This window comes from Paenibacillus sp. AN1007, assembly GCF_040702995.1.
Taxonomy (GTDB): domain Bacteria; phylum Bacillota; class Bacilli; order Paenibacillales; family Paenibacillaceae; genus Paenibacillus.
Map to the genome: position 1 here is coordinate 2,258,345 of NZ_CP159992.1, position 26,563 is coordinate 2,284,907.

The 26,563-nt window shown below is 48.0% G+C and carries 20 protein-coding genes; 16 read left to right on the forward strand and 4 right to left on the reverse strand.

Translation table 11 applies throughout. The features are described from left to right. Nucleotides 1-53 precede the first annotated feature (53 nt). The gene (locus tag ABXS70_RS10315) at nucleotides 54-728 is read right to left on the reverse strand and encodes a GntR family transcriptional regulator (RefSeq protein WP_342556351.1); all 675 of its coding nucleotides are present in this window, start codon (nucleotides 726-728) and stop codon (nucleotides 54-56) included. A 277-nt stretch (nucleotides 729-1,005) separates the two neighbouring features. Here ABXS70_RS10315 and ABXS70_RS10320 point away from each other — a divergent pair, with 277 nt between their 5' ends. Together ABXS70_RS10320 and ABXS70_RS10325 are read left to right on the forward strand one after the other, a co-directional pair. Then, entirely contained in the window at nucleotides 1,006-1,308 is a 303-nt protein-coding gene (locus ABXS70_RS10320) for a metalloregulator ArsR/SmtB family transcription factor (protein ID WP_342551308.1), read from the forward strand. Between the two features lie 151 nt (nucleotides 1,309-1,459). Further along, nucleotides 1,460-2,860, forward strand: coding sequence for an aldehyde dehydrogenase (locus tag ABXS70_RS10325; protein ID WP_342551307.1), 1,401 nt, complete (start codon nucleotides 1,460-1,462; stop codon nucleotides 2,858-2,860). Between the two features lie 30 nt (nucleotides 2,861-2,890). Here ABXS70_RS10325 and ABXS70_RS10330 read toward each other — a convergent pair whose 3' ends face one another. Beyond that, nucleotides 2,891-3,802 (reverse strand): AraC family transcriptional regulator, encoded by a 912-nt coding sequence (locus tag ABXS70_RS10330; protein ID WP_342551306.1) that lies wholly within the window; start codon nucleotides 3,800-3,802, stop codon nucleotides 2,891-2,893. A gap of 213 nt (nucleotides 3,803-4,015) precedes the next feature. Between ABXS70_RS10330 and ABXS70_RS10335 the strand changes: the two genes are divergently transcribed. The 9 genes from ABXS70_RS10335 to ABXS70_RS10375 all read left to right on the forward strand — a co-directional run bounded on the left by ABXS70_RS10335 (nucleotide 4,016) and on the right by ABXS70_RS10375 (nucleotide 14,762). Beyond that, nucleotides 4,016-6,196, forward strand: a complete 2,181-nt coding sequence (locus tag ABXS70_RS10335) for a glycoside hydrolase family 52 protein (RefSeq protein WP_342551305.1) — start codon at nucleotides 4,016-4,018, stop codon at nucleotides 6,194-6,196. After that, a complete protein-coding gene (locus ABXS70_RS10340; RefSeq protein WP_342551304.1) occupies nucleotides 6,193-8,340 on the forward strand; it encodes an alpha-glucuronidase family glycosyl hydrolase in 2,148 nt (715 codons plus the stop codon). The genes ABXS70_RS10335 and ABXS70_RS10340 overlap by 4 nt, the downstream gene beginning before the upstream one ends. A gap of 161 nt (nucleotides 8,341-8,501) precedes the next feature. Further along, the gene (locus ABXS70_RS10345) at nucleotides 8,502-9,575 is read left to right on the forward strand and encodes an NAD(P)-dependent alcohol dehydrogenase (RefSeq protein ID WP_342551303.1); all 1,074 of its coding nucleotides are present in this window, start codon (nucleotides 8,502-8,504) and stop codon (nucleotides 9,573-9,575) included. Nucleotides 9,576-9,768: 193 nt separating this feature from the next. After that, the gene (locus ABXS70_RS10350) at nucleotides 9,769-10,035 is read left to right on the forward strand and encodes an HPr family phosphocarrier protein (protein WP_366295614.1); all 267 of its coding nucleotides are present in this window, start codon (nucleotides 9,769-9,771) and stop codon (nucleotides 10,033-10,035) included. 144 nt (nucleotides 10,036-10,179) lie between these two features. Then, on the forward strand, nucleotides 10,180-10,431 hold the full coding sequence (locus tag ABXS70_RS10355; RefSeq protein WP_090916418.1) for a type B 50S ribosomal protein L31: 252 nt from the start codon (nucleotides 10,180-10,182) through the stop codon (nucleotides 10,429-10,431). A gap of 164 nt (nucleotides 10,432-10,595) precedes the next feature. After that, nucleotides 10,596-10,904: a Dabb family protein gene (locus tag ABXS70_RS10360; protein ID WP_342551301.1), complete on the forward strand. Its 309-nt coding sequence runs from the start codon at nucleotides 10,596-10,598 to the stop codon at nucleotides 10,902-10,904. Nucleotides 10,905-11,022: 118 nt separating this feature from the next. After that, nucleotides 11,023-11,784 carry an SDR family oxidoreductase gene (locus ABXS70_RS10365; RefSeq protein ID WP_342551300.1) on the forward strand — a complete coding sequence of 254 codons (762 nt, stop codon included), beginning with the start codon at nucleotides 11,023-11,025 and terminating at the stop codon, nucleotides 11,782-11,784. A gap of 289 nt (nucleotides 11,785-12,073) precedes the next feature. Further along, nucleotides 12,074-13,801 (forward strand): ubiquinone-dependent pyruvate dehydrogenase, encoded by a 1,728-nt coding sequence (poxB, locus tag ABXS70_RS10370; protein ID WP_366295617.1) that lies wholly within the window; start codon nucleotides 12,074-12,076, stop codon nucleotides 13,799-13,801. Between the two features lie 205 nt (nucleotides 13,802-14,006). Further along, nucleotides 14,007-14,762, forward strand: coding sequence for a glucose 1-dehydrogenase (locus ABXS70_RS10375; protein WP_366295619.1), 756 nt, complete (start codon nucleotides 14,007-14,009; stop codon nucleotides 14,760-14,762). Nucleotides 14,763-14,958: 196 nt separating this feature from the next. Here ABXS70_RS10375 and ABXS70_RS10380 read toward each other — a convergent pair whose 3' ends face one another. Together ABXS70_RS10380 and ABXS70_RS10385 are read right to left on the reverse strand one after the other, a co-directional pair. Then, on the reverse strand, nucleotides 14,959-15,375 hold the full coding sequence (locus tag ABXS70_RS10380) for a ribosomal protein L7/L12 (protein ID WP_366295621.1): 417 nt from the start codon (nucleotides 15,373-15,375) through the stop codon (nucleotides 14,959-14,961). Further along, nucleotides 15,318-16,517, reverse strand: a complete 1,200-nt coding sequence (locus ABXS70_RS10385) for a cytochrome P450 (protein WP_342551296.1) — start codon at nucleotides 16,515-16,517, stop codon at nucleotides 15,318-15,320. Before ABXS70_RS10385 ends, ABXS70_RS10380 begins: the two co-directional genes overlap by 58 nt. 201 nt (nucleotides 16,518-16,718) lie before the next feature. Here ABXS70_RS10385 and ABXS70_RS10390 point away from each other — a divergent pair, with 201 nt between their 5' ends. The 5 genes from ABXS70_RS10390 to ABXS70_RS10410 all read left to right on the forward strand — a co-directional run bounded on the left by ABXS70_RS10390 (nucleotide 16,719) and on the right by ABXS70_RS10410 (nucleotide 26,562). Next, the gene (locus ABXS70_RS10390) at nucleotides 16,719-17,696 is read left to right on the forward strand and encodes an aldo/keto reductase (RefSeq protein WP_342551295.1); all 978 of its coding nucleotides are present in this window, start codon (nucleotides 16,719-16,721) and stop codon (nucleotides 17,694-17,696) included. Nucleotides 17,697-18,087: 391 nt separating this feature from the next. After that, nucleotides 18,088-19,188 (forward strand): AAA family ATPase, encoded by a 1,101-nt coding sequence (locus ABXS70_RS10395; protein ID WP_342551294.1) that lies wholly within the window; start codon nucleotides 18,088-18,090, stop codon nucleotides 19,186-19,188. Next, the gene (locus ABXS70_RS10400; protein WP_342551293.1) at nucleotides 19,176-21,704 is read left to right on the forward strand and encodes a DUF5682 family protein; all 2,529 of its coding nucleotides are present in this window, start codon (nucleotides 19,176-19,178) and stop codon (nucleotides 21,702-21,704) included. Before ABXS70_RS10395 ends, ABXS70_RS10400 begins: the two co-directional genes overlap by 13 nt. Beyond that, entirely contained in the window at nucleotides 21,689-22,903 is a 1,215-nt protein-coding gene (locus tag ABXS70_RS10405) for a VWA domain-containing protein (protein ID WP_366295624.1), read from the forward strand. Before ABXS70_RS10400 ends, ABXS70_RS10405 begins: the two co-directional genes overlap by 16 nt. A gap of 95 nt (nucleotides 22,904-22,998) precedes the next feature. Next, nucleotides 22,999-26,562 (forward strand): DUF4132 domain-containing protein, encoded by a 3,564-nt coding sequence (locus tag ABXS70_RS10410; protein ID WP_366295626.1) that lies wholly within the window; start codon nucleotides 22,999-23,001, stop codon nucleotides 26,560-26,562. The last annotated feature ends 1 nt before the right edge of the window (nucleotide 26,563 follow it).

Sequence of the window (26,563 nt, forward strand, 5' to 3'; positions counted from 1 at the left end):
TGATTAGTGGAAGCAGCAGCATGCCTTGTGATGCACAAGCAGTAAAGTACAGCTCATTGAAAATAAGAAGGATATGTATCCCGCAGCACAGCCAGGTCCGTCACAGTCAAGTGCAGATGCTCTTGAGCCAGACGTTCTGCTTGTTCCGCATCCTGCTGCTTAATCGCCTGGACCATTGATCTATGCTGCTCAATCAGGTGATCCCAATGATGGTCTGAGGACAGACGAAGCATACGGCTTCGATTCAAATGTACACTCATCTGCTCAATCACCGTCCAGGTTTTGCTTTTGTTACAGCCTGCAAAAAGAGTGCTATGGAACTCCTCATCCAGTTGAAACATACGCTCGTCATCCGGTTCGTTCTGACACTGCTGCTGGAGTGTGAGATTCTGTTCAAGGGCAGACATCTGCTCCGCCGGAAAGTGTTCACATGCCAGCCGAATGACTGCACGTTCAAGATGTTCTCTCATGAATCGGGCTTCCTCAACGAGATCAACTTGAATGAGAGAAACATACGTACCGCGCTGCGGGTACACTTCCAGCAAACCTTCTTGAGCCAGACGGACAAAGCTCTCGCGGACAGGTGTCCGGCTGACTTGGAAGTCCAGCGATATTTCTTTCTCCGAGATGGCTGTGCCCGGGGGCAGATCCAGACTCAAAATCTGTTTTTTCAGCGTGTCATATACAAGATCTCGCGTCGAGTAGGACTGTTTATTCAGCGCTGACAGATGACTGGTGATCGGCGGCAAAGCGGTTTTGGATGACAACTTCGGAATTTGATCCACAACTTCAACTCCTTCTCCGCCATACTACCATACAAGTATGGTAGATTGGAAGCGTTTTATTTTTTGATTGCATAATTATGTCGGAGAACTGCGCCTGGGAACTTGACTTGCGATTTAATCCGAATAGAAGTACAATTTGAATGATTACGTTCGTTTGTTTAAACATTTGGAATTATAGAATGCGATGCTGTAATCTCAGAATGATAATGGAGGTGTAATCATGAGTCAGAAGGCAATGACGATTTTTCAAACTTGTATTCCACTGTTTCAGGTGCTCAGCGATCCTCATCGTCAGTCCATAGTGCTGATGCTGAGCGAGAAGGGCAAAATGACTGTGAATGAAATAACGGAGAAGTCGAATCTGTCCCGACCGGCCATCTCCCATCATTTAAAGCTGCTGCTGGAAAAAGGATTAATCTCGGTGGAACAGAAGGGGACACAGCGTTATTATTCAGCTTCCCTGCATGCTTCCGTTGATCGATTGAAAGAACTTGTCGCTGCGCTTGAAGAGGAATGCCTGTAGGCCGCAATGCTTCAAGTTCAAATGTTCGATGAATCTTATAAAGAGATAGAACGGCTGTATTGAGAATCATAAACATGCCTAGGCATGTCCTCTATAGGTTCGTCAGTTTAAACGTTTCATCTATAAATCTAATCAAAGGAGCATACCCGTCATGAGTGAGTTTCAAGAACTAACTACAGAAGATGTGCAGGAAATTCTGGATAAACAAAAGAAGTTTTTTCGTTCAGGAACCACACGATCGGCAGAAACCAGAATTGAGAGGCTGACTCGGTTAAAAGAAGGTATACAGAAATATGAATCCAGACTGATCGAGGCCTTATATCTGGATTTAGGCAAAAGCGAATTTGAATCCTACACTACGGAGATTGGCTTTATGCTGGACAGCATTTCACACACCATTCGTAAAATCAAAAAGTGGGTGAAACCTGTGAAGGTCAAAACACAAGTGGCGCTGCTCGGCTCCAAAAGTTATATCATGCCAGAACCCTATGGCGTCGTTCTGATTATCGGGCCGTTCAATTATCCTTTCCAGCTTCTTATTGAACCGCTTGTCGGGGCGATTGCAGCAGGCAATACGGCGGTGCTCAAAGCATCCGAGAATACGCCAGCGGTATCTGCCGCTGTACGTGAGTTAATTGCTGAGGTGTTTGAACCGGAATATGTGCATGTAGTGGAAGGGGCGAAGGATACAACCACCGCGCTGATTCATGCGCCGTTTGACTATATTTTTTTCACGGGCAGTGTGCCGGTGGGGAAAATTGTGATGCAGGCCGCAGCCCGAAATCTCGTTCCTGTTACGCTGGAGCTCGGCGGAAAAAGTCCTGTCATCGTCGATGAACAGGCCGATATTCAAGTCGCGGCTGAACGGATTATCTGGGGTAAACTGCTCAACACGGGGCAGACCTGTATTGCACCTGACTATCTGCTCGTACATGAACGCGTGAAGCAGCCCTTGATTGAGGCGATGAAAGCTGCGATCGTCACCTTTTTCGGGACGGACATTCAGAAAAACAAGGATTACGGGCGTATCGTGAACCATTCACACTTCAAACGCCTGACCACTCTGATTGAGCGGGATCGAAATCAGGTCATCTATGGAGGGGCTTCTGATGAAGGAGACCGTTTTATTGAGCCGACACTGATTGATGCCGAGTCGTGGGACGCGGCTGCGATGGAAGACGAGATTTTTGGACCGATCTTGCCGATTATCAGTTATGGTCATCTGGATGAGGCTGTAAACGAAATCGTAAAACGTCCGAAGCCGCTTGCTTTGTATCTGTTCACTTCTGATCAAGCCGTTCAGGATAAAGTGTTAACCGAGGTTTCCTTTGGCGGGGGCTGTATTAATGATACGATTACACATGTAGCCAATCCGCGTCTGCCGTTTGGGGGTGTGGGTCATTCCGGTATTGGCTCGTATCATGGACGGTACAGCTTCGAAACGTTCTCTCATATGAAGAGTATTTTGAAAAAAAGTACCAAGCTTAACCCGCCCGTTTTGTACCCGCCTTACGAGAACAAGCTGAAGCTGATCAAACGTTTGCTGAAATAACGGTACAATGATAACAGCCTGCTGCTGGAATTACTCCAGAGCAGGCTGTTCCTGTCTATATTGCGAAGGGGACATACCGGACCAGCGCTTGAATTGACGGCTGAAATGGGCAATATCCTTGTAACCGAGCATAACCGCAATATTTTGTACCGAGAGCTGCGGATTCCCCAACAGAACTTTGGCTTCATGCAGCACCATTTGGGACAAAACCGCACGCGGAGACTGCCCAAACACCTGCTTGAACACGCGATTGCAGTGCGAAGGACTAATGCCCAGTTCAGCAGCGATATCGTCGATGCCATAGTGACTGTCGGATTCGTGTCCCTGCTTGAACTGCTGACTCATCAACCCCTGCAGCCGGGTACGAATCTGATGAGCCAGTTCAATCCGCTCGTATCCGTCTGTAAACGTTTGAGCTGCTTCCTGGGAGACCGTCTCCCACAAATGTCCGAACAGTTCGAATACCGCCGACTGCAGCTGCATGCGCTGCACCATCGCGCTGGCGGATTGGCCGTGTGAAGAGGACATCAGCTTATGCAGTATGGGCTCGATCTGCAGAGTGACCGGATTGTCTGCGCTGAACAGTATCTGTTTGATTCGAGCCAGCAGGGAAAGGAACAGCTGATCATCAATATCGAAATGCATACAGAAGTAGGTGAACCCCTGTCCGTTTCGGCTCTGGCTGGAATGTACGCTTCCCGGAGGAATCAGGAGCAGTTCGCCCGTATTTTGCACATATAAAGTACCGTTTATCGTCATATACTGAACACCCTCTGTTACATAATTAAGCTCATACTGAGGATGCTCGTGCGCGGGGTAGTCCCAATTCGCTCCTACACTGCGCAGATGAATGGCGAACAGATTGACGGTAGTCTGTACATCTGGATAAAAAATTTCATGTACGCTTTCTCCCAAATCGGGAGGTAAATAGGTGGAAGACATTCGAATTCCTCCTTCTGTCCATTCATGTTTGTAGGTCTTCAGAACAAATTCCTTCAATTATAAATAAAGTGTAACCGCTTTATATTCTACCATACTCCAGCTTGATTTGGGTAAATATCCGATTGATTTGTTCATGGTCTGGACGGGCAGTGCGTGATAGGATGGGGCTAATGAAAACGTATGCATATCTTAATCTGAGAGAGGTTATTAAAGATGAGTACATCCAAATCCATTTTTTACAATGCACATCACGCACCAATTGGTGCATTTGCCAGTTTCACGCTGGGTTACAAAGGTGCAAAAGGAGGGCTGGGTCTTGAACTTGGCAAGCCGGCGGACCAGAATGTATATATCGGATTACAGGCTCGGGATGGAGAGCACTATCAGGCACTTCCTTTTTACGAAGCAAGTGAAGATGAGAGCAGCCGTTATGATGTGGAGAAGCTGGAAAACGGAAATCAGGCATCAGATGCAGGTTCACAACCGCTGATCTCGGCATTTCGCGATGAAGACATTACGCGTGAGTTCACATCAGGTACAGATACGTGGAATGCAGGTGATCTGAAGTTTCGCATCTATTCACCGGTTCGTTCTGTTCCAGATCCAACAAGTGCAGATCGGGAAGCACTGATGGATGCCCTTGTACCCGCTGTATTGGTTGAAATGACCATCGATAACAGTCAAGGTAAGCAAACGCGGAAAGGTTATTTCGGTTATCAGGGCAGTGATCCATATGCTGCGATGCGTTTGATTGGCGGACCAGAAGGCGGCTCACTGACAGGGGTTGGACAAGGTCGTCTGACCGCGATTGTGTCCAAAAATGAAGGACTCTGGCCGGCGCGCGGATTCACGCTGGAGAAGATTCTGGAGGAAAAACACCGGGACAATCTGGCTTTTGGTTTGGGGTCTGCATCTGTACTGCTGATGGAAGTACCAGCAGGTGAGAAACGGACATTCCAATTCGCGGTATGTTTCTACCGGGGCGGCATTGTAACAACCGGAATGGACACCACGTATTGGTACACGCGATATTTTGCCGATATTCTGGAAGCGGGAGAGTACGCTCTGAACCGTTTTGACGCATTAACCGCATCCTGTGCCGAAGTAGATCAGCGCCTTGGAACAGCAGCGCTCAGCGAGGACCAGTCATTCATGCTGGCTCACTCCATTCACAGCTATTACGCGAGCACACAACTGCTCGAAGCCGATGGCGAACCGCTCTGGATTGTAAACGAAGGGGAGTACCGGATGATGAATACGCTGGATCTGACTGCAGACCAGCTGTACTTTGAGCTTGCTCTTAATCCATGGACAGTGCGCAACGAACTGGAGTGGTTTGTGAAGCGTTACAGCTATACGGATCAGGTTCGTTTTCCGGGAGAAGAGAAGCTGTACCCGGGCGGTATTACGTTTACGCATGACATGGGTATTGCCAACGTATTTTCCCGTCCAGGCCACTCTGCTTACGAACTCGTAGGTATCGATGACTGCTTCTCGCAGATGAGTCATGAAGAATTGGTAAACTGGCTCTGCTGCGCGACGGTATACATTGAACAAACGAAGGATCAGGCTTTCGTCAAAGAGATGCTGCCTATCATTCAACAATGCTTCGAAAGCATGCTTAACCGTGACCATCCTGAAGAGGATAAACGCAACGGCTTGATGGGGCTTGACAGCAGTCGTACACAGGGTGGTGCTGAGATTACTACCTATGACAGTCTGGACGTATCCCTCGGACAGTCCCGTAACAACATCTATCTTGCCGGTAAATGCTGGGCTGTATATGTTGCACTGGAAAAACTGTTTGCAGCAGAGAAGCTGGCTGATTTGTCACATCAGGCAGGAAAACAAGCAGATCGCTGCGCGGCCAGTGTTGCAGCTCAGTTGACAGACGGAGGCTACATTCCGGCTGTTATCGCAGAAAATAATGATTCACGTATCATTCCGGCTATCGAGGGTCTGGTATTCCCTTATTTTACGGGCTGTGAAGCCGCTCTGGATGTCAACGGCCGGTTCGGACCATATATGAAGGCGCTGCACACGCATCTGAAAACGGTCCTTGTTCCAGGAACATGTCTGTTTGAAGACGGTGGCTGGAAACTATCTTCCACAAGCAACAACTCCTGGCTGAGCAAAATTTACCTGTCCCAATTCATTACTCGTGAAATTCTGGGCCTGGAGTGGGACGAGACAGGAAAAGCAGCAGACGCAGCACATGTGAAATGGCTGCTTCACCCGGAGGAATCCTACTGGTGCTGGAGTGACCAGATCTTGTCCGGTGTGGCTGTGGGCAGCAAATATTATCCACGCGGCGTAACTTCAATACTGTGGCTACTTGAGGGAAAAGGGAATCAACTGGCTGAAATATATGCAATTAAGGAGGCTGTACAATGAGTCAATCTACCATTCAATCTAGTCTGTCGGGTCCCCAATATGAAGCATGGCTTGGTTATCATGCTGCACTGCCAGGAGCGAACGGAGCTGCACGAAAGGCAGCTCCTCTCTGGAGCAAACGGATTGAGGTACAGGAACAGCACCAGGTCATTGAGACAGCACTTACCGAGCTCTCGCAAGGACTCGGTAAGTTATACGGTGTACAGCCTGCAATCTGGAATTCTCAAATTCAGAATGCTGAAGAGAATGAAGGCGGGCCAGCGATCCGCTTGGGCACGTGGGCAGGAAGTGACACTGCAGCCCATTCTTTCTCCGAGGCAGAACGTTCCGCGGTGCATGGCGAAGGTTTCATCATTCGTGAAGATGAATCACGCGGTGAACTGGTGATTGGTTCAGAAACGCCGCAAGGCGTCTTGTATGCTGTCTTCCATCTGCTTCGGGAGCTGACGCTGCAGCAGGGCGAAACGGTTATGGCGGATTCCACGATTCATGGGGAAGCAACGCGGATCGATATTACAGAACAGCCTGTGAATCAGCTGCGAATGATTAATCAGTGGGATAATGTGGACGGCAGTATCGAGCGGGGATATGCCGGACGTTCCATTTTTTACGATAACGGAGAGTTTACACAGGATATAGGACGAATTCGAGATTATGCACGGCTGCTGGCTTCAAGCGGCATTAATGCAATATCGATCAATAACGTGAATGTGCACAAGCAAGAGAGCTTGTTTCTGACAGAACGCTACCTGGATGATGTTGCAAAAGTAGCGGCTGCATTCAGAGCTTACGGTATTCGTTTATTCCTTAGTGCCAATTACGCCAGTCCAATTGAGGTTGGCGGACTGCAGACGGCCGACCCGCTTGATGAACAGGTGCGGGAATGGTGGAACATTCAGACAGCCAAAGTATATGCAGCGATCCCGGATTTCGGCGGATATCTGATCAAGGCTGATTCCGAAAATCGCCCGGGTCCGTTCACGTATAACCGTGATCATGCAGATGGTGCCAACATGTTAGCCGAAGCACTGCGTCCGTTTGGCGGATTAGTGATCTGGCGCTGTTTCGTTTACAACTGTAAACAGGATTGGCGTGATCGTTCCACAGACCGGGCACGTGCGGCTTATGATCACTTCAAACCGCTGGATGGACGGTTCGCGGATAACGTTATTCTGCAGATCAAAAATGGACCGATGGATTTCCAGGTAAGGGAAGCCGTGTCACCTCTGTTCGGGGCAATGGAGAATACGAACCAGGTGATTGAATTCCAGATTACACAGGAATATACGGGCCAGCAGCGTCATTTGGCTTATCTGGTGCCTCAGTGGAAGGAAATTTTGGATTTCGACACGTATGCCAAAGGCAAAGGCTCCGAAATCAAACGCATTGCAGACGGCTCACTCTATCAGCGGCCGTACAGTGGATTTGCCGCTGTGTCCAACATCGGTGCGGATGCCTGCTGGACAGGACATCCGCTTGCTCAAGCCAATCTTTACGGGTACGGCAGACTGGGATGGAATCCTGAACTTTCAGCAGAAGAGATTGCAGATGAGTGGGTAAGATTAACATTTGGACATGATGAGCAGGTTGTTCAGCGAATTACAGGTATGCTGCTGTCTTCACTGGATATTTACGAAAACTACACGGCTCCCCTTGGTGTCGGCTGGATGGTAAATCCGGATCATCATTACGGACCTAATGTGGACGGTTACGAGTATTCCAAATGGGGAACGTATCATTTTGCTGACTGTCACGGAATCGGGGTTGATCGGACGGTGAAGAGCGGAACAGGGTATACCTCACAGTATCACCCTGAGAATGCTGACCGATATGAGTCATTGGAGACGTGTCCTGACGAGTTAATACTCTTTTTCCATCACGTTCCATATACGCATGTCCTGCATTCAGGAAAGACCGTTATCCAGCATATCTACGATACTCACTTCGAAGGTGCTGCACAGGCTGAAGCATTAGCGGAGACATGGCGAGAACTGGAAGGTAAAATTGACCCGGTTATTTTTAACACGGTTGCTGCAAGGCAGGAGGAGCAGGCGGAACATGCCAAGGAATGGCGTGACATGATCAACACGTATTTCTACCGTAAGAGCGGAATACAGGATGAGCAGTCGCGCAGGATCTATTAGAACGAAACGAGTTCTTTTTAAGAAAGTTATTGGATCAATGGTCTCATCTGGGAAAATATTCAAGAAATATCTTGTGATGGATAACAATAATGTACAGAGTACGCAGCGTTTTCTTTAGAAGCCAAACACAGCACTGATCTGCACAAGGAGGAGAATGCCGTATGAATCAACAAGGGCTTGACCTGCCAGAATTGATGAAAGCTGCAGTCATGACAGAGCCAGGACATATCACTATTGAGGAACAGCCTGTTCCCAGACCTTCAGCCAATGAAGTACTCATAAAAGTGATGGCTGTAGGTGTCTGCGGTTCAGATATCCATTATTTCGAACATGGACGCATTGGCAGATTCGTTGTTGAGAAACCGATTATTCTGGGTCATGAATGCGCTGGTGTTATTGCAGCAGTAGGTAAAGACGTTTCACGTCTGAAACCGGGTGATCGGGTTGCGATTGAGCCTGGAGTGACATGCGGACACTGTGCCGCATGCAAAGAGGGCCGATACAATCTGTGTCCAGAGGTTCAGTTTCTGGCGACACCTCCGGTAGACGGAGCTTTTGTCCAGTACATGACGATCAGGGAAGATATGGCGTTCCCGATCCCGGATCATCTGACGTATGAGGAAGCAGCGATGAATGAACCGTTTTCTGTGGGTATTCATGCAGCACGCCGCAGTAAACTGGCTCCTGGTACAACGCTGGCGATCATGGGTATGGGACCCGTCGGACTGATGGCTGTAGCGGCAGCCAGGGCATTCGGCGTACAGACGATCATTGTTACGGATCTGGAGGAGGTTCGTTTGGAAGCTGCCCGTAAGATGGGCGCTGCACATACCATTAACGTACGGCATGAGGATGCAATGGAAGTGATTAAGGAAATCACTGGAGGCATCGGGGTGGATACAGCTTGGGAGACGGCTGGCAATCCGAAAGCGCTGCAGTCGGCTCTTTACTCGCTGCGCAGAGGTGGGAAACTTGCCATTGTAGGTTTGCCCGCACAGGATGAGATTGCTATCAATGTTCCGTTTATTGCGGATAATGAAGTGGATATCTACGGCATATTCCGTTATGCGAACACGTATCCGGCAGGGATTGCCTTTCTAGCCTCCGGGCAGCATGATGTTATGTCGTTGATCACAGATCGATATACGCTCGAGGAGACCCAGCAGGCTATGGAACGGGCGCTTCACAATAAAAGCGGCAGTCTGAAAGTGATGGTTTACCCGAACGGAATGTGAAAAATAATCAAAGGAAGTCCAGTACACTAATGTGTACTGGACTTTTTTGCTAATTCAAACGAAGTTTTTTTCTTTTTCACATAAAAGCCATGGACAAGCTGCCAGCACATGGTATAATTCATGTTGATTTTGTTATATAAATGAAAACACACCGTTAAAGGTGTATAGAACTCGGCGAAAGGAACTGAAGGTTGTGAGAACACATGAGTTTATGATTCACGCGGATTTTCATCGGGATGAGCTGTTGTCGGTATCTTCTCAGGCGTCACGTTTTTCCTCAGATATATTATTGTCTTATACGGAGTCTGAACACGAACATCGTGTAGATGTGAAGAGTCTTCTGGGCATGGCCCTGCTTCCGCTTCGGAATGGCAGTGTTGTCCGGTTACAGACAAGAGGAATGGATGAGCTTGAGGCGCTGGAATACATGCTTCATGTACTGGAGAAAGGCCCAGCGTAACGGATCAATCAGCTGCCCAATCGCATGGATTATAATTTTTTTGTCATTTCATTAAATCCTGCTGGTACTTCGTGCAAAAAAAGAGTATAATAAAATTTAGTTTGATTCTAGGGAGTACCCATATTAAAGGAGTGTAAATAGATTATGCCAAAAGTTGACATCCATCCTAAGACACAGCTCGTTATTTTCTACGATGCAAGTGCTGATTTCAAATTCCTTGCTTCTTCCACGAAGTTCTCCAACGAAACAATGGAATGGGAAGACGGTAACACTTACCCTGTTATTCGTGTAGACACCAGCTCTGCATCCCACCCGTTCTTCACTGGTAAACAAAGAAACGTGGACATCGGTGGACGTGTTGATAAGTTCAACCGTAAATACAACCTCAAAAACTAGTTTGTCCATAGATGACAGGAAAACCCCGGGAGATGATTCCTGGGGTTTTTTTGTGTCTCCACACAGCTGTATCGATTGAGTTCAGGCAGCCAATTATTGCGCTTTCAATAGATTCAGTTGTAAACTAGTACAGAGTCTGAACTTAGTGGAGGAGGAAACAGAAAATGAGCAGAATTACACATATGGTGACATTTACCCTTTATGCAGGCAAGGATACCGAGGAGGCCGAGGTTTTTTTGAAGGAAAGCAAGGAAGCGCTTGCGGTTATTCCGGGTGTTGAACATTTTCGAGTCCTGCGTCAAGTGAGTGCAAAGAACGAGTTTGATTACGGCTTTTCCATGGAATTTGCAGATCAGGAAGCGTATGATGCTTACAATGATCATCCCGTACACCGTCAGTATGTCGCAGAGCGCTGGGAGAAGGAAGTCAGCCGTTTTCAGGAAATCGATTTGATGGAACAACGTGCAAATTGATGATTGCAGGAGTCTGCAGAAATAGCATTAGGAAAGCATCTTCCTCTATCGTTTAATCGAAATCGTTTTCCGTGGAAGCTTCTAAACAGGTAGAATCCATAAGGAGGTGATCTCTGCAATGCAGCTGAATCTAACGGGGAAAACGGCATTAGTAACTGGAGCAACCGGACAATTGGGTAGAATCATTGCTCGTACACTTGCTGCTTGCGGCGCGAACCTGGCCCTTCATTACATAAACAATGAAACGAAGGCGAATGAACTGTTAGGCGAGATCGAAGCAATGGGGCGTCAGGCCGTCATTGTACAGGGTGACATTACCAAACAGGATACGGCATTTCGGATACGGGATGAAATCCAGAACAAGCTGGGTGGTGTAGACATTGTCGTTGCTAATGCAGTCATTCAATACGAATGGACCACTGTGCTGGAGCAGGCACCTGAGGACTATCTAAGTCAATTCGAATCCTGTGTGATGCAGAGTGTATATCTGGCCAAAGCTTTTATTCCGTATATGCAGCAGGTGAAGTCGGGTCGTTTTATCGGGATTAATACCGAGTGTGCGATGCAGAATTTTGCCCACCAATCGGCGTACAGTGCCGGAAAACGCGGTATGGATGGTGTCTACCGTGTTTTAGCCAAGGAGGTTGGCGCGTATCAGATTACGGTGAACCAGGTAGCTCCGGGTTGGACAATCAGTGAACGGGATCGAGCAGGTGAACCTGGGCAGGATGAAGCCTATACTCGGACCGTGCCATTACAGCGCAGAGGAGAGGATCAAGAAATCGCCAATGCGGTTGCGTTCTTGGCATCGGATCTGTCCTCCTTTATTACCGGAGCGTATATCCCTGTAAGCGGCGGAAATGTTATGCCAGCAATCTGAATTAGTCATAAGATATCGTATTTTTGATTTATCGGGATTCTCTGGAGCATGTAAAGTAGGATATAAAGCGCACCTTTATAAGATTATCCGTTTGCCTTCAAGGCAAACGGATTTTTTTGATTTTCTTTTTTTGATGTTCAATGAAATTATTGTATCGGTTGTCATCATCATATACTTGAAATGACATATGAGTTTGATTCGATTTTCAAAAATTTGGGGTATAAGAATAGGTATATTCACGGGAAGGTAACCTAATCAAAATAACATATCGAAGGAGTGACTGTGCATCATGAAAAAAACGATTGCAGATGTTCTTGTTGAAGCTTTGCTCAATGCAGGTATACACAGGATATACGGCATAGTTGGAGACTCTTTAAATGCAGTCCTCGACTCCATACGCAAGTCGGGCAAGATAGAATGGATTCATGTACGGCATGAAGAAGTGGCTGCTTTTGCTGCTGGTGCAGACGCTCAAGTCAGCGGCAGCTTAGCCGTGTGTGCAGGCAGCAGCGGGCCGGGTAATATGCATTTGATCAACGGACTATATGACTGCCACCGCAATCGAGTGCCGGTACTCGCCATTGCTGCTCATATTCCGAGTGACGAGATCGGCAGCGATTATTTTCAAGCGACTCATCCAGAGTATCTGTTTCAGGAATGCAGTCATTATTGCGAAGTGATTACAACCGCCAAACAGATGCCGCGTTCGCTCACCATGGCAATGCAGACAGCGGTTGCCCGTTCCGGTGTGTCTGTCATTGTGCTGCCAGGTGATGTTGCCGGGCTTGAAGCTGCTGATCTGCCTGTTCCTGAACATGTGTACCACGCACCACATCCGATCGTACATCCTTCTGAGCCTGAACTCGCCAAGCTCGCTTCATATTTGAATCAGGATAAAAAGATTACACTTCTCTGCGGAGCCGGGTGTGCCGGGGCACGTGAACCGCTGCTGGAGCTGTGTGACCGGCTGAAATCCCCTATGGTTATAGCCCTTCGTGGCAAAGAGTACCTGGAATACGACAATCCGTATTCGGTGGGACTAACAGGGCTGATCGGATATTCCTCGGGATACCATGCCATGATGGATTGTGATGTACTGCTCATGCTCGGAACAGACTTCCCGTATCGCCAGTTTTACCCGGAAGATGCCACAGTACTTCAGGTGGATATTCAAACCTCACATCTGGGCCGGCGTACGAAGCTGGATTATGGTGTGTGCGGAGACGTCAAGGCAACGCTCGAAGCCCTGCTTCCCTACCTGACGACGGAACATAGTGATAAACATCTGCGCAAAAGTGTGAAACACTACGCCAAGGTTCGTGAGGATCTGGACGAGCTGGCCGTAGGCAAACCAGGCAAAAAACCGATTCATCCACAGTATTTGACCAAAGTGATCAGTGATGCTGCTGCAGAAAATGCAATCTTTACCTGTGACGTGGGTACCCCTACCGTATGGGCAGCTCGTTATATTGAAATGAGCCGTAATCGCAGATTACTGGGTTCATTCAATCACGGAACAATGGCAAATGCACTGCCGCAGGCGATCGGCGCTCAGGTTGCTGAACCTGGAAGGCAGGTCATCTCCTTATCAGGTGATGGCGGTTTAGCGATGCTGATGGGTGATCTGCTCACGCTGAAACAGCATAACCTTCCAGTAAAAGTGGTTGTATTTAACAATGGCGCACTCAGTTTTGTGGAACTGGAGATGAAAGCAGCCGGATTCCTCGAATCCGGTACGGAACTTGTGAATCCCAACTTTGCGATGGTTGCTCAGGCGATGGGCATTGAGGGAATCCGTGTGAAAGACCCTGCAGAGCTTGAAGGGGCAGTTGATCGTGCGCTGCAGCACAATGGGCCGGTCCTGATCGACGTGGTGGTCAATCGCCAAGAGCTGTCGCTGCCTCCGAAGATTAATATAAAACAAGCTGAGGGTTTTACGTTATGGATGATGAAAGCTGTTCTGAACGGACGCGGTGATGAATTGATTGAGCTTGCCAAAACGAACCTGCTTCGATAGGGCATGGGTAACCGTGATAGATGCAGGAAGGATTCAAAAAACGAAATAGATTCAAAGAATTGGGTTTGTTTTCAAACCGAATGTTACTTAGAATAGGTAAAGTCAGGAAGGTATCCTTCCTGGCTTATATCATTTCATACATGTGAAGCCGAGCAAATGAATGAATTGGTACAAGCACACATGACACATATCGGAGGAGATCATCATGAGTCACACAGGAAAAGTAGCGATCATTACGGGAGCAGGCAGTGGATTAGGTCAGGCTGCAGCGCTGAAGCTTGCGAAGCAGGGCGCTTCAATCGTTGTCGTTGATCTAATCGAGGAAACAGGGCTTGAGACGGTGAAACAGATTGAGCAGCTGGGAAGTAAAGCTATTTTTGTCCAGGCAGACGTAAGTAAGGCCGACGAAGTCGAGAATTATGTGAAAAAGACAATTGAAGAGTTTGGCCGGATTGATCTGTTCTTTAACAACGCGGGGATCGCCGGACCGGGAATCAAATTGATTGAACATACCATTGAGCAGTTTGATCAGATTATCGACATTAATCTGAGAAGTGTGTTCTACGGACTAAAATATGTCATCACTGAAATGCTCAAAACAGGCGGAGGCGCTATTGTAAATACGGCTTCTACAGCAGGTATCGTGGGTGTACCGGCGGTTGCGCCTTATGCGGCAACCAAACACGGCGTTGTTGGTTTGACCCGCACAGCAGCAATTGAATATGGCAAGGATAACATTCGTGTCAACGCTATAGCCCCAGGTACTATAGAGACACCGATGGTTGTTCAGTTTGGCAAAGACAATCCGGAAGTATTCCAGGCTACGGTAGACAGCATTCCATCGGGGCGTCTGGGCAAACCGGAAGAGATCGCGAATCTGGTGTCCTTTTTGCTTGGAGATGAGGCTCCGTACATTAATGGCGCTGTATATCCGATTGATGGTGCAGTGACGGCACAATAAGGATTTATAAAATACACATATGGTTGATTAAGAAATAAGAAGAGGGGCTGTGTGGTGTATTTCGCTGCAGGTCCCTTTTTTGCATTGGATACAGTCCAGCCTGTCATACTGCCGATTGTGAGAAAGGCGTTAACAGTCTCTTTATCATCACAAAAAAACGAGCCGCTAGAATCGTTTCCAGGGCTCGTTTGGCCTACTATTTGTCCAGTGCATCCACCTGATCCTTGGCTTCTTTTAAAGAGAGGCCGCGGGCTTCACGCAATGTTTTGATCGCTTTAATTTTGTTCCCGCTGCGTACCATGGTAAGCAGTTCCTGCTCTAACTCACGATCCATTGTAGGATGAGACATCGTGCTGCTATCAGAAGAAGGAAAGAAGGATACAGCATCTGGTGCAGAAGAGGTGCTGTTTACACCAAAACGATGGGTATCGCCGGATGAACCGTACCGAAGCCCCTCCACCTCTGTCTTCAATTCATCTACCTGACGCTGCAGACTCCCTAGCTTGGACCATAATAATGGAGTGATGAGCAGCAGAACAACGAGCAAGAAGCCGCTCATTTCAGCTGTACCGGGAGTTCTTGGACGCCGCGTACGACCATGCCCGGTCTCCATTCCAAGGTGTCGACATCCTTTTGCAGTCTAATGTTGGGGAAACGCTTTAACAGCGTGCTGACTGCAATCTCTCCTTCAAGACGGGCCAGCGGTGCACCAAGACAGAGATGAATGCCTTTGCCAAAAGCTAAATGTGCGCTTTTCTCACGTGTAATATCAAACACGTCCGCGTCTTGGAACTGCTCTTCATCCCGATTGGCTGCATCCAGCGCAACGATCACAAGGTCTCCCTTGGCGATCTGCTGTCCGCGGAATTCAATATCCTCGGAAGCCCAGCGAGAAGTGCTGAATTCCACCGGCCCGTTATACCGCAGCATCTCTTCAATAGCTTGATGAATCAGCTCAGGCTGCTGAACTAACAAGTCCCGCTGTTCCGGATGTTCCAGTAGGGCCAGAATACCGTTACCTATAAGATTTACAGTCGTTTCATGTCCGGCAATAATAAGTAGAGAAACAACGCCAAGAAGTTCTCTTTCGGTTAACTGGTCACCGGATTCTTCGGCAATGACAAGCTGGCTGATGAGATCCTGTCCGGGTTCTTTTCGCACTTTGGCGAACCAAGCGGTCAGATACTCGGTGAACTCCCGTTCATGCTGCTCAAACAGTTCGACACTCTTGGTCGTGGATGCATCGATGACGGTGTTCGACCACATCCGGAATTTGTCACGATCCTCCACCGGAACACCTAAAATTTCACTGATGACAATAATAGGGAGCGGAAAGGCAAAGTCATCAATCAGATTCATTGTGTCCTGTGAAGGTAGATTGTCCAGGAGATCATCCGCGATATTCTGGATATGGCTTCTCATATCTGCGACTAGTTTAGGCGTAAAAGCCTTCTGTACCAAACCCCGCAAACGACGGTGATCCGGCGGATCGGAGAACAGCATGTTGCTGGAGAAAATACTCTGATTGCCCGCTCCGTATCGTTTGACCATGTCTTTGCTGAAGCGGTTATCTTTTAAGATTTGAACCGCGTCCTCATACTTGGATATCATCCAGCCAAACTCACCGTTAGGGAACATGACCTTGAAGACGGGATGCTCTTTTCTTAATTTTTCATAGACGGGATAGGGGTTGTGAGTAAAGGATGCCGTAAAAATACTGGAGCTTGAAGTGTCATTGGATTCATTCGGATTCAAATGTGTAATCTCCTCTCCTATGGCTTGATCGTATTTTACCCTCTTTTTAGGTGATAAGCAAAGAATGGAAATTGGATTCACGGTCCTAAAACCCGATTGCTGCAGGAATACAGGCAGGACTTCCAGAAAAGAAAAGAGTGAATCAAGATGAATGAAGAATACGCTTTCAAATTGAAAAATGAAAAAGAGGTGAGGACGGTTATGTCTTATAGACAGTTACCTTTGCATGATCATCAGATTCCGACAAGCCCTATGGTCCTGGGTTGTATGCGCTTTGGAGGGGACTGGGACGGTCAGCCCATTACAGATGATTTGGTGGTCGAAGGTCGGCAGGCGGTAGAAGCCGCGCTGGAGATCGGTATTCGTCACTTCGATCTTGCAGACATCTATACACGCGGTAAAGCTGAGCATGTATTCGGGCGGGTACTGTCCGATATCCAAGGACTTCGTGAACAGATCATCATTCAGTCGAAATGCGGAATCCGGCTGGCAGGAGATGACGAAGGTCCACAGCGCTATGATACTTCAGGTGCACATATTATCGAGAGTGTGGATGGTATTTTATCCCGGCTGGGCATCGATTATCTTGATATTCTGCTGCTGCATCGTCCTGATCCGCTTGCCCATCCGCAGGAGATTGGAGAAGCGCTGGCGAAACTGCATCAGGATGGAAAAGTAAGACATTTTGGCGTATCCAACATGGGCGCCGAACAAATTCGCCTGCTTCAAATGTACAGCCGCGTACCGTTTATCGTTAATCAGCTGGAGATGAGCCTGGATAAGATCGGTTTTGTTGAAGCAGGAGTAACGGTGAACCGCGCGCAGGCAAAAGAGAATGTGTTTCCTTATGGAACGATGGAATACTGTCAGGCAGAGCATATCCAGCTGCAGGCCTGGGGTCCTCTTGCTCAGGGAAGGTTCACAGGGCGCGTTGTCGAAGGCCAGCGGCCCGAGATTAAACCAACGGCAGATTTGGTGGCCCGCATAGCCAAAGAACGTGGTGTAACACCAGAAGCGATCGTACTGGCTTGGCTTATGAAACATCCTGCAGGCATTCAGCCCGTGATTGGTTCCATTCGTCCGGAACGGATTCTGGCCTGTCGCGATGCGGCTCAGGTGGAGCTGACGCGATATGAATGGTACGAGCTCTATTCCTCTTCGTGCGGACGCAGAATGTAATTGAATTCAGAAGATGAAGCACGGGCTCCCAGGAGCCTGTGCAATTTGCAATTTTTTTATGTAGGTGTGATTAAAGCCTATAGTGTATTGTTTATTGACTTGTAGTGTCTTTTCTCTGCAATCGTGCAGCTGGTAACATACTTAGATAGATACATATGCCTAAGATGAATACGTTGTAACGGGTGAAAAAATCACATGATTTGATATGAAGAGCGGATAGAAAATTCATGTTTGTGCGGCTGTGTAAGTCCTTGGACTTAGATAGAAGTGCAGATAAGAAGGACGTTTCAACCATTTTTGCTCGTTTTTTGGCTGAGTGGATGAAGGCTATGATAAAATAAGAGAAATAGGAACATACGATCTGTTTATACGAGAGGAGACATCGTCAATAATGGAGATGCTTAAACCGCCAGCCGAGACATTATACGAGGCCGAATTACGGGCGTTACAGCAGGAGGATCAGGGTCATCGGCCGCCTAACTGGCTGTTATCTCCAGCCTATGTGCGGGATTTTATTATTGGACGGGAGCAGCCAGCGATGCTGGATGGAGAGAAAATCAACATTACGCGTAAATTTTATGGAAATGATGTGTTAATTGAGCGTGCGGTTGTTACCCTGGCAGGGAATCGCGGGTTAATGCTGGTAGGAGAGCCGGGTACGGCCAAAACGATGCTTAGTGAGCTGCTGACAGCTGCGATCTCCGGAACGAGCCTGAATACGATACAAGGGACGGCTGGAACCACCGAAGATATGATTAAGTACTCCTGGAATTATGCCATGCTTCTGGACAAAGGTCCATCGGAAGCGGCTCTTGTGCCTTCTCCTTTATATAATGGGATGAAAAAAGGCATCCTCACCCGCTTTGAGGAGATTACGCGATGTCCGGCCGAAGCACAGGACAGCTTGATCAGTATACTTAGCGATAAGGTCATGAGTATTCCTGAACTCGACGGAGGTGTACTTTTTGCCAAACCAGGTTTCAATGTTATTGCTACCGCGAACATACGGGACAAAGGTGTGAATGAAATGAGCGGGGCGCTCAAACGCCGCTTTAATTTTGAAACGATCAAGCCGATCCAAAATGTGAAGATGGAAGCCAAAATCATTGAATCCCAGGCGAGAAACCTGTTATTACATAGTGGAATTGATATTGAAATACAAACCGACGTTGTGGAGTTACTTGCAACGACGTTTATGGAACTGCGTACAGGGATGTCACGTGAAGGTTATAAGCTGGATACACCGCAAGCGTCCATGAGTACTGCAGAGGCGGTATCCGTATATGTGCAGAGTGCGATGACATCTCATTACTACGAAGGGAAATCCATTGCGCTGGATCGTTTGGTGCAAAATATGCTGGGAACGATTGCAAAGGAAAATGACAAGGATCTAAGCATTCTCAAAAACTATTTTTCCAAAATTGTGAAAGCTCGCTCCGCGGAAGAGGAGATCTGGAAACATTATTATGAGGAAAGAAAATGGATCGGTTAGGTCAGGTACAGTCTGCTGACGCTGACGGTTTATTGGATGCTGCGGATTTAAGTCAACTGCAATCTCTGTTTGAGGCGTGTGTGTACAATCTGAATCAACGAACGGTTTATTTTCCAATACGGCATCACAGTCCAGCCTGTGCTCATCATCTGCTGCGTGCAATCGGAGAGTACCAACCCGATATCATTCTGATTGAAGGGCCGGAAAGCGGCAACCCCCTGATTTCCGTATTAACGGATGAAGCCACCCTTCCCCCGGTCAGTCTGTATTATACCTATGAGGATGAGCATGGAAGAGAAGCCTGTTATTATCCGATGCTTCGATATTCACCTGAGTATGTCGCGCTAAAAGAGGCTCACCGACTTGGTATCCCGGCACAGTTTATTGATTTGGATTATCGGCATGTTTCAAGAAGCAATGAAAGCTTGGTGGAAACGAAGCCGAAAGAAATCTCCATCCAGGACGAAACGCTGCTTGCCGGATCAGACTTCATTAACCGATTATGCGAGAAAACAAACTGCCGCAGTTTTGATGAGTTGTGGGAAAAGGTGTTTGAGATCGGGGGTCTGGAGAAGTCAACGTATGAATTTGTACGGGATGTGTTCACCTATTGTACGTTATCCAGAATGTGTTACACGCCCAGCCGTTTGATCGAAAATGGTGATTTGTTAAGGGAATCACATATGATGAAACGGATTAAGGAAGCCGAGGAGCAATATCAGCGTGTGCTTGTTATAACCGGAGGTTTCCATACGTATGGTTTAGTGACTGCGATAAGGCAGGAAGAGGAAGATCAGCTGAAAGTACGTACGGAGTCCAAGAAGAACATCGCTAGGGTCAACTCGTTGGAGAAGTCCGATCTACCTCCTGCCGAAGCAAAAATGAGCAGGTCAACCCGGAAGGCTGCCACAGATACAGCAGATGTACATCAGCAGATGTATCCAATGGTCTATACGTTTGCCGAAGCCGACCGTCTGAATGGTTATGCAAGCGGTATGCCTTATGTGTATTTTTACGATCAAATCTGGGGTCAGCTGCTTCGTTCCCCAAGTTCTCCTTATCGTGTAACTACGCTGCAGGTATTATCCAAGCTGATGCGCAGGCTGCGGGATAGCGAAGAACATGTATCTACGAGTGATGCGATCGAAGCTTACAGCATGATCCAAGGTCTGGCACAGCTGAGAGGCAAGCGGGAAGGCGGAGTCTATGAACTGATGGATGCGGCACGCTCCTCCTTTATCAAAGGGGAACTGACACTGGCCACGGACAAGCCGCTGCAGGAACTGCAGCTTCTGTTAACCGGGGATGCCATCGGAAGCGTTGCGCCTAATGCCTTTCATATTCCAATCGTGGAGGACTTTAAAGCGCGCTGTACAGCGTTCAAACTTCAGATTCGTACGACAGGACAGCATAAAAAGGTGCTGGACCTCTACGCCAAACCGGAACACCGGCTGCTCAGTCAGCTGTTCCAATGTATTTCTTATCTCGTTCCCGAATTTGCGAAACGTCAGGCAGGGCCGGACTGGATTGCACAGCGTGACATGAATCTGGTTCGAGAAACGTGGGAGTACATGTACTCCTCACGCATTGAAGCGCGATTAATTGAAAATTCTCTATATGGCGGTACGCTTGCAGGAGCCGCTGCTCGCAAAATGGAAGAGCAGATGCAGGACATACCGGACCATCACAGCGGTGAACTTGCCAGTTTGATGCTGCGGGCACTGTTAATGGGTCTTCAGGAGACGGCCTTGCATTTGTACGACAAAGTTCGGGCTGCCCTGCGGACAGATGGTCATTTCTTGTCCTTGTGCAGCAGCTTAACGATTCTGAACCGGATTCATCAGCACCGCAGACTGCTCGGTTTATCGGATGATCCGCATCTTTCGGACCTGGTGTCAGAAGCTTACAGTAATGCGGTGGACAAGCTGCAGCAGCTGTCCAGAACCAATGCGGATGAGCATGAGGGCATTATTCAGGGATTGAAGCTGCTGGCTATGCTGGCCGATTCATCGGAAGAGCGATTCCAGGATACGGCATTTCGGACCCATCTGGATGAACTTCTGTCCGATTCGAAACTTCCTGCCCAGCTTGAAGGTGTCTGTATCGCTATTGCCTCAGGACTTGGAGATCGATCCCGGGACGAGATTGTGGAGCGTGCCAGAGGGTATATCCGCGGTACGCCTGAACAGACCCGTCAGACGGCTTTATTTTTACAGGGCGTATTTACGGCAGCACGGGATGCTTTCTTATATGAAGATGAACTGCTCTACGAGCTTAACAGCCTAATAGAACAGTTATCCTATGATGATTTTATTGCAATGATTCCGGAGCTGCGCCTCGCTTTTACTTATTTTACGCCGATGGAAACAAGTCTAATTGCCGAACGTGCAGCCAAGCTTCATCAGGTGAAGCCGGATGAGATGGCGATTCCTGCACTGGACGAGCAGCTGCTCATAAAGTACAGAACGCAGGATGAGGCGCTTCGAAAGGAGTTTGCGGCATGGAAGCTAATATGAATGAAACATTGAATGAAACCCGACAGGGGCCGGACGAAACGCAGACAGAACTGTCATCACCGGAAAAACGAAGTGCTGCGGAAACATTGAATCGGTGGCGCCTGATTCTTGGTGAAGCTGCCGAAGAAGGCTTAAGTGAAGCCGATCAGTACCAGTCAGACGAGTTTCAGTATAAGGAACTGGATGAGATTCTGGGTTATCTGTACAACCGTGAGTACGGAGAGGAGCAGGGATATCGAAAAGAAGGCGGCCGCGGTCCATCCGAGCTTACCGTTCCCAATTGGCTGCACAAGGTCCGTGATCTTTTTCCAAAATCAACCGTTGAAATTCTGGAGAAACAGGCGCTGGATCGCTACGGACTGACAGAGCTGTTAACTGATAAAAAGCTGCTGGAGTCTCTTGAGCCCAATATGAATCTTCTCAAAAATATTATGCAGTTCAAAGGGCGAATGAAAGGAGACGTGCTCCGAAGTGCCAAGGATATTGTACGAACGGTGGTTGAGGATTTGCGCAGGAAGCTGGAGTCTCACGCCCGGGCCAGCATTATGGGAAAACGCAGTCGGTACGCATCCAGTTCGGTGCGCTCGCTGCGCAGCCTGAACTTTAAACGTACGATTACCCGCAATCTGAAAAATTATGATAAACAGAAACGAAGGTTTGTCATTGATCGACTTTATTTTGACGGGAACATACAGCAGCACAACAAGTGGAACATCATCATCGGTGTGGATGAGAGCGGCAGCATGATGGATTCGGTGATCTACAGTTCCGTTATGGCGAGTATTTTTTACCGTTTGAACGCGCTGCGGACGAAATTATTCATTTTTGACACCAAGGTTGTAGATTTGAGCGATCGGTTGGAAGACCCCGTAGATGTGCTGATGAATGTGCAACTCGGCGGAGGAACGCATATTGCCAAAGCGCTGCGTTATGGAGAGACACTGATTGAGAATCCGAGCAAAACGATCTATATTCTGGTCAGCGATCTGGAAGAAGGTTATCCGATCAATCAGATGTATCAAGCATGCAGGGATATTCTTGATGCGGGATGCAGGCTGTTGGTGCTCACGGCCCTCGATTTCAACGGAGATTCGGTGTATAACAAACATGCTGCGCAGACGCTGGCCAACATGGGGGCACACGTAGCCGCAATTACGCCTAACGAGCTTGCCGAATGGATTGGAGAAATTATTACCTGAATTTACTTTATTCATTGAGAAATATCAGATTAAAGGGTAGAGATTGAAGGCTGGATGTCCAAACGTTATTTTGACGTTACTTAGAGGAGGAATATATGATGCTTACCGCAGACCGCGCAGTAGAGAGTTTGGTAGAAAAGTTTGCTTCCATCTGTTCAGATGACTACTCACTCACGACGGACCGCAGTTCCGAGATTATTGATTATGTCATGGGTGTGACGGATAAATTTCCTGAAATGATGGGTAAAACGAGTCATTACGTCTATCGTACGGTAGAGGCGCTGGAAAAGCTGGGCAAGAAAGAGGATGGCGATATTTTTTTTCGTGCGGGTGCTGTTGCGATGCATCTGGAGTCGAATTATTTCCGAAGAAGTCCTTGGGGAGTTAATGCATTCGCAGCTTGTCTTGGCCAAGATTCGGAGGCGTACGGATTAAACGGGAAAAGCAAGAGTCCGGACCGGATGGGTGCCTTGTTATCCCGTTTGAAGAAAATGAAACAATTTGCTGGCGAAGAAGAGCTTCTCTCCGAGCTTAAGAGTCGTGTGAAGCGGGCACAATGGCTGTTTGATTCGAAAAAAGCAGATAGTCAGGGGAACTTTAGAGATGTTCTTGATGCATTGATTCTCGTAAATCTGTGTTCGCATCCAGATGTTGAGTTTGCGAATAAAGACGAGATCAAGAAACTCAGCGCCCTGCTGCCCGAGCTGTTCCAGCATGTGATGGCTAATGATGCCGAGAAGCTTCATAAAGAACTTTATGCTTTGATCGAACCATTAATTGCAGGCAGTGTGCAGGGAAAACAAAACAGTTCAACGCAGCTGCTTGGAGAGGAATTCCTTAAGCAGAAACGCAGTGAACTGATTGCCAGCCACTATCCTGAGATTACTTTTTCAGCAAAACATCATGTTTCACATGCCGTTTTCCATCAGACGATGGTGTTAATCAGCAGTGCAGTGCTGTACCTGACCAATATTAGCGGAGGCAAGCAGCGGTTTCTGGATAATGTCAGCGAGGTTGGCAAAGAGCTTATGAAAGTCGTGCAGCACCTGCATGAGCTGTATCCGATGGAAGTTCGCAAATATCTGCTCAGCATGAATCCTCGTTCAAGAAGTGAAGATGATCTGCTGGCTGGGCTGGTGCCGCTGGATGAGCCTTATCAGTTGATCGAATTAATGCAGATTGAGTTGAACTCATACAGAGTGTCATGGAGTATCCTTAAGGCGGCTGTGGCTAATCAGCCTGAGAAGTCCATGCGGGCTTATGAGATTGTCAAAGCGCCATTCCTGAAATTATGTTTTCAGAAGATGATGCTGGATCAGAACATCACTTTACTTCATCCCGAAAGTTCAATAGAAGAGGCTGTATTCCGCGTTTTGCGCCAACCTTTGGAAGGCGGGAGACAAGGACTGGCCATTGCCCGATATCTGAGCGGTGAATATTCACTCGAAGAGTACTGGGCGGATAAGGACAGCCGCGGATTGTTCAATCATGTTAACCGGGACCGAAAACGGATTAACAATCTGATCAGCATCAGCTTCCTGCCGATCGATTCAGACCCGATGCACCGCTTTGCGATTCTGCTCACCCATCCGGAATGGACGCTGGACATTATATCGGATATGTATCACTCGTATGCGTTTAGCGGGGAGCAGATTTTGAACAGGTACGGAGATGATCCCCAGGTCAAACGAGAGCAGCTGCTGACCAGTCTGATCTCCCTGAATGGCATGACGGATTATACGTATCAATCGATGCCTCAGGACGAGTATCGCCGTATTCTGCAGCACAATCTGGAGCATGCGTTGAAACAGTATAAAAAGCTGCCAACGGATACGCGTATTTTAACGCTGGAGGTGGCATTTGAGCAGCGGGATGCGATCCCTAAGAAACAACTGGTGGCAGCTGTTCAGGCAGGTCTGCAGGATGCCTCCAAACGGGCTAACAGTATCGCCCTGGCTGCGTTTAACCACGTTCCTGATCAAGAATTGTATATGATGATTTATCGTGCCGAGAAAAAGGCTTCAATTAAGGAAATGGCGCTGACAGCGGTCCGTAGTCTGGAGAACAGCAGGGAATTGTACATGGAGCTTCTACAGAACGAGAAGGCGGGAGAGTGGAAAAACCTGATTCAGATTCTGCTCGATACAGCTGAGCTGAGTCCTGAGTATGCGCATGCAGCACTTGCCGACTTGGCCGACGCCAAGAAAATGTCCCGAATCAGCTGGTTACCTCTTAAAGAGCTTCCGTCTCTGATTCGATCCGCGGATGGTCAGCCTTTAGATGATCGTATTAAACAGTATATATTACTGCAGTCGATTGATCATGGGTCTGGACCAAATGAGCGGTTAAATGAACTTAGAGAATATGTGAGCGAAGCTTCGCTTATTCGTTTCTCAACGGAACTGCTGCAGCTGTGGATTCAGGATGGTGCACCTGCCAAGGAGAAATGGGTGATGTATATCTCCGCACTCTTCGGTGATATTCAGATTGTTCATATTTTGACTCCGCAGATTAAGGAATGGACAGAGAACAGCCGCGGTGCAATTGCAGCAGAGGCCGTGAAGGTGCTTGCATATCTGAAAGAACCAGTCGCACTTATGGCGATTGATAAAGTTAAACGCAGTGTGAAGAACCGTCAAGTTAAGGGCGCAGCTGAAGAGGCCCTGCAGCTCGCTGCGGAGAACATGGGACTAACGGCTGAGCAGCTTGAAGATCGGCTGGTTACTTCTCTTGGTTTTGATGAAAAGGGAACACTGCAGCTCAGCTACGGCGAACGCTCCTTCCAGGTTAAAGTTAATGCGGACCTGCAGGTTGTTGTCATCAACGAAGAAACAGGTAAAGCGGTGAAAAGTCTGCCTGCTCCGGCACAAAAGGATGATCCTGAGCTTGCAGCACAATCCAAGACGCGCTTCACTCAACTGAAGAAGGACCTTAAAACGATGGTTACGATTCAGACTGCTCGTCTGGAGGAATCCTTATCAAAGCAGCGCCTCTGGACAGCAGAAGAATGGACATCCCTGTTTGTGGACAATGTGATCATGCAGAAATTCGCTGTAGGATTGATCTGGGGAATTTATGAGAACGGTGAGCTGGTTCGTACGTTCCGATACATGGAGGATGGTACATTCAATACGGTGGACGAGGATGAAACCGAACTGCCATCAGAAGCTCAGGTAGGGTTGGTGCATCCGCTTGAACTGGATCAGGAGACCCTTGAGGGCTGGAGTACACAGCTGGAGGATTATGAGGTCAAACAGCCGTTTGAGCAGCTGAAACGTCAAGTTCACTTGATTGAGGAGGAGGAACAGGATAAGACGGAATATGATCGTCTTCCAGAAGATGAATTCTCACCAACAGCTCTTCCGAAAGCGCTGGAGAAATACGGCTGGATCAAAGGTCCTGCGCAGGACGGCGGCTGGTTCAATGAGTTTTACAAAGAGTATGGAGAGATTGTTGCCGAGCTTCAATTCAGCGGCACAAGCATTACGTATTATGAAGGGATGGAAGATGTTACGCTGGAATCCCTGCACTTCTTCAAACCAAACGGCAAAAGACAGCACTATTATTATGCAGATAACAAATCGATCCCTTTGGGTAAAATTCCAGGCCGTGTATTTAGTGAAACGATCTATGATATTTTAAGAGCGGCGGGGCGTTGAT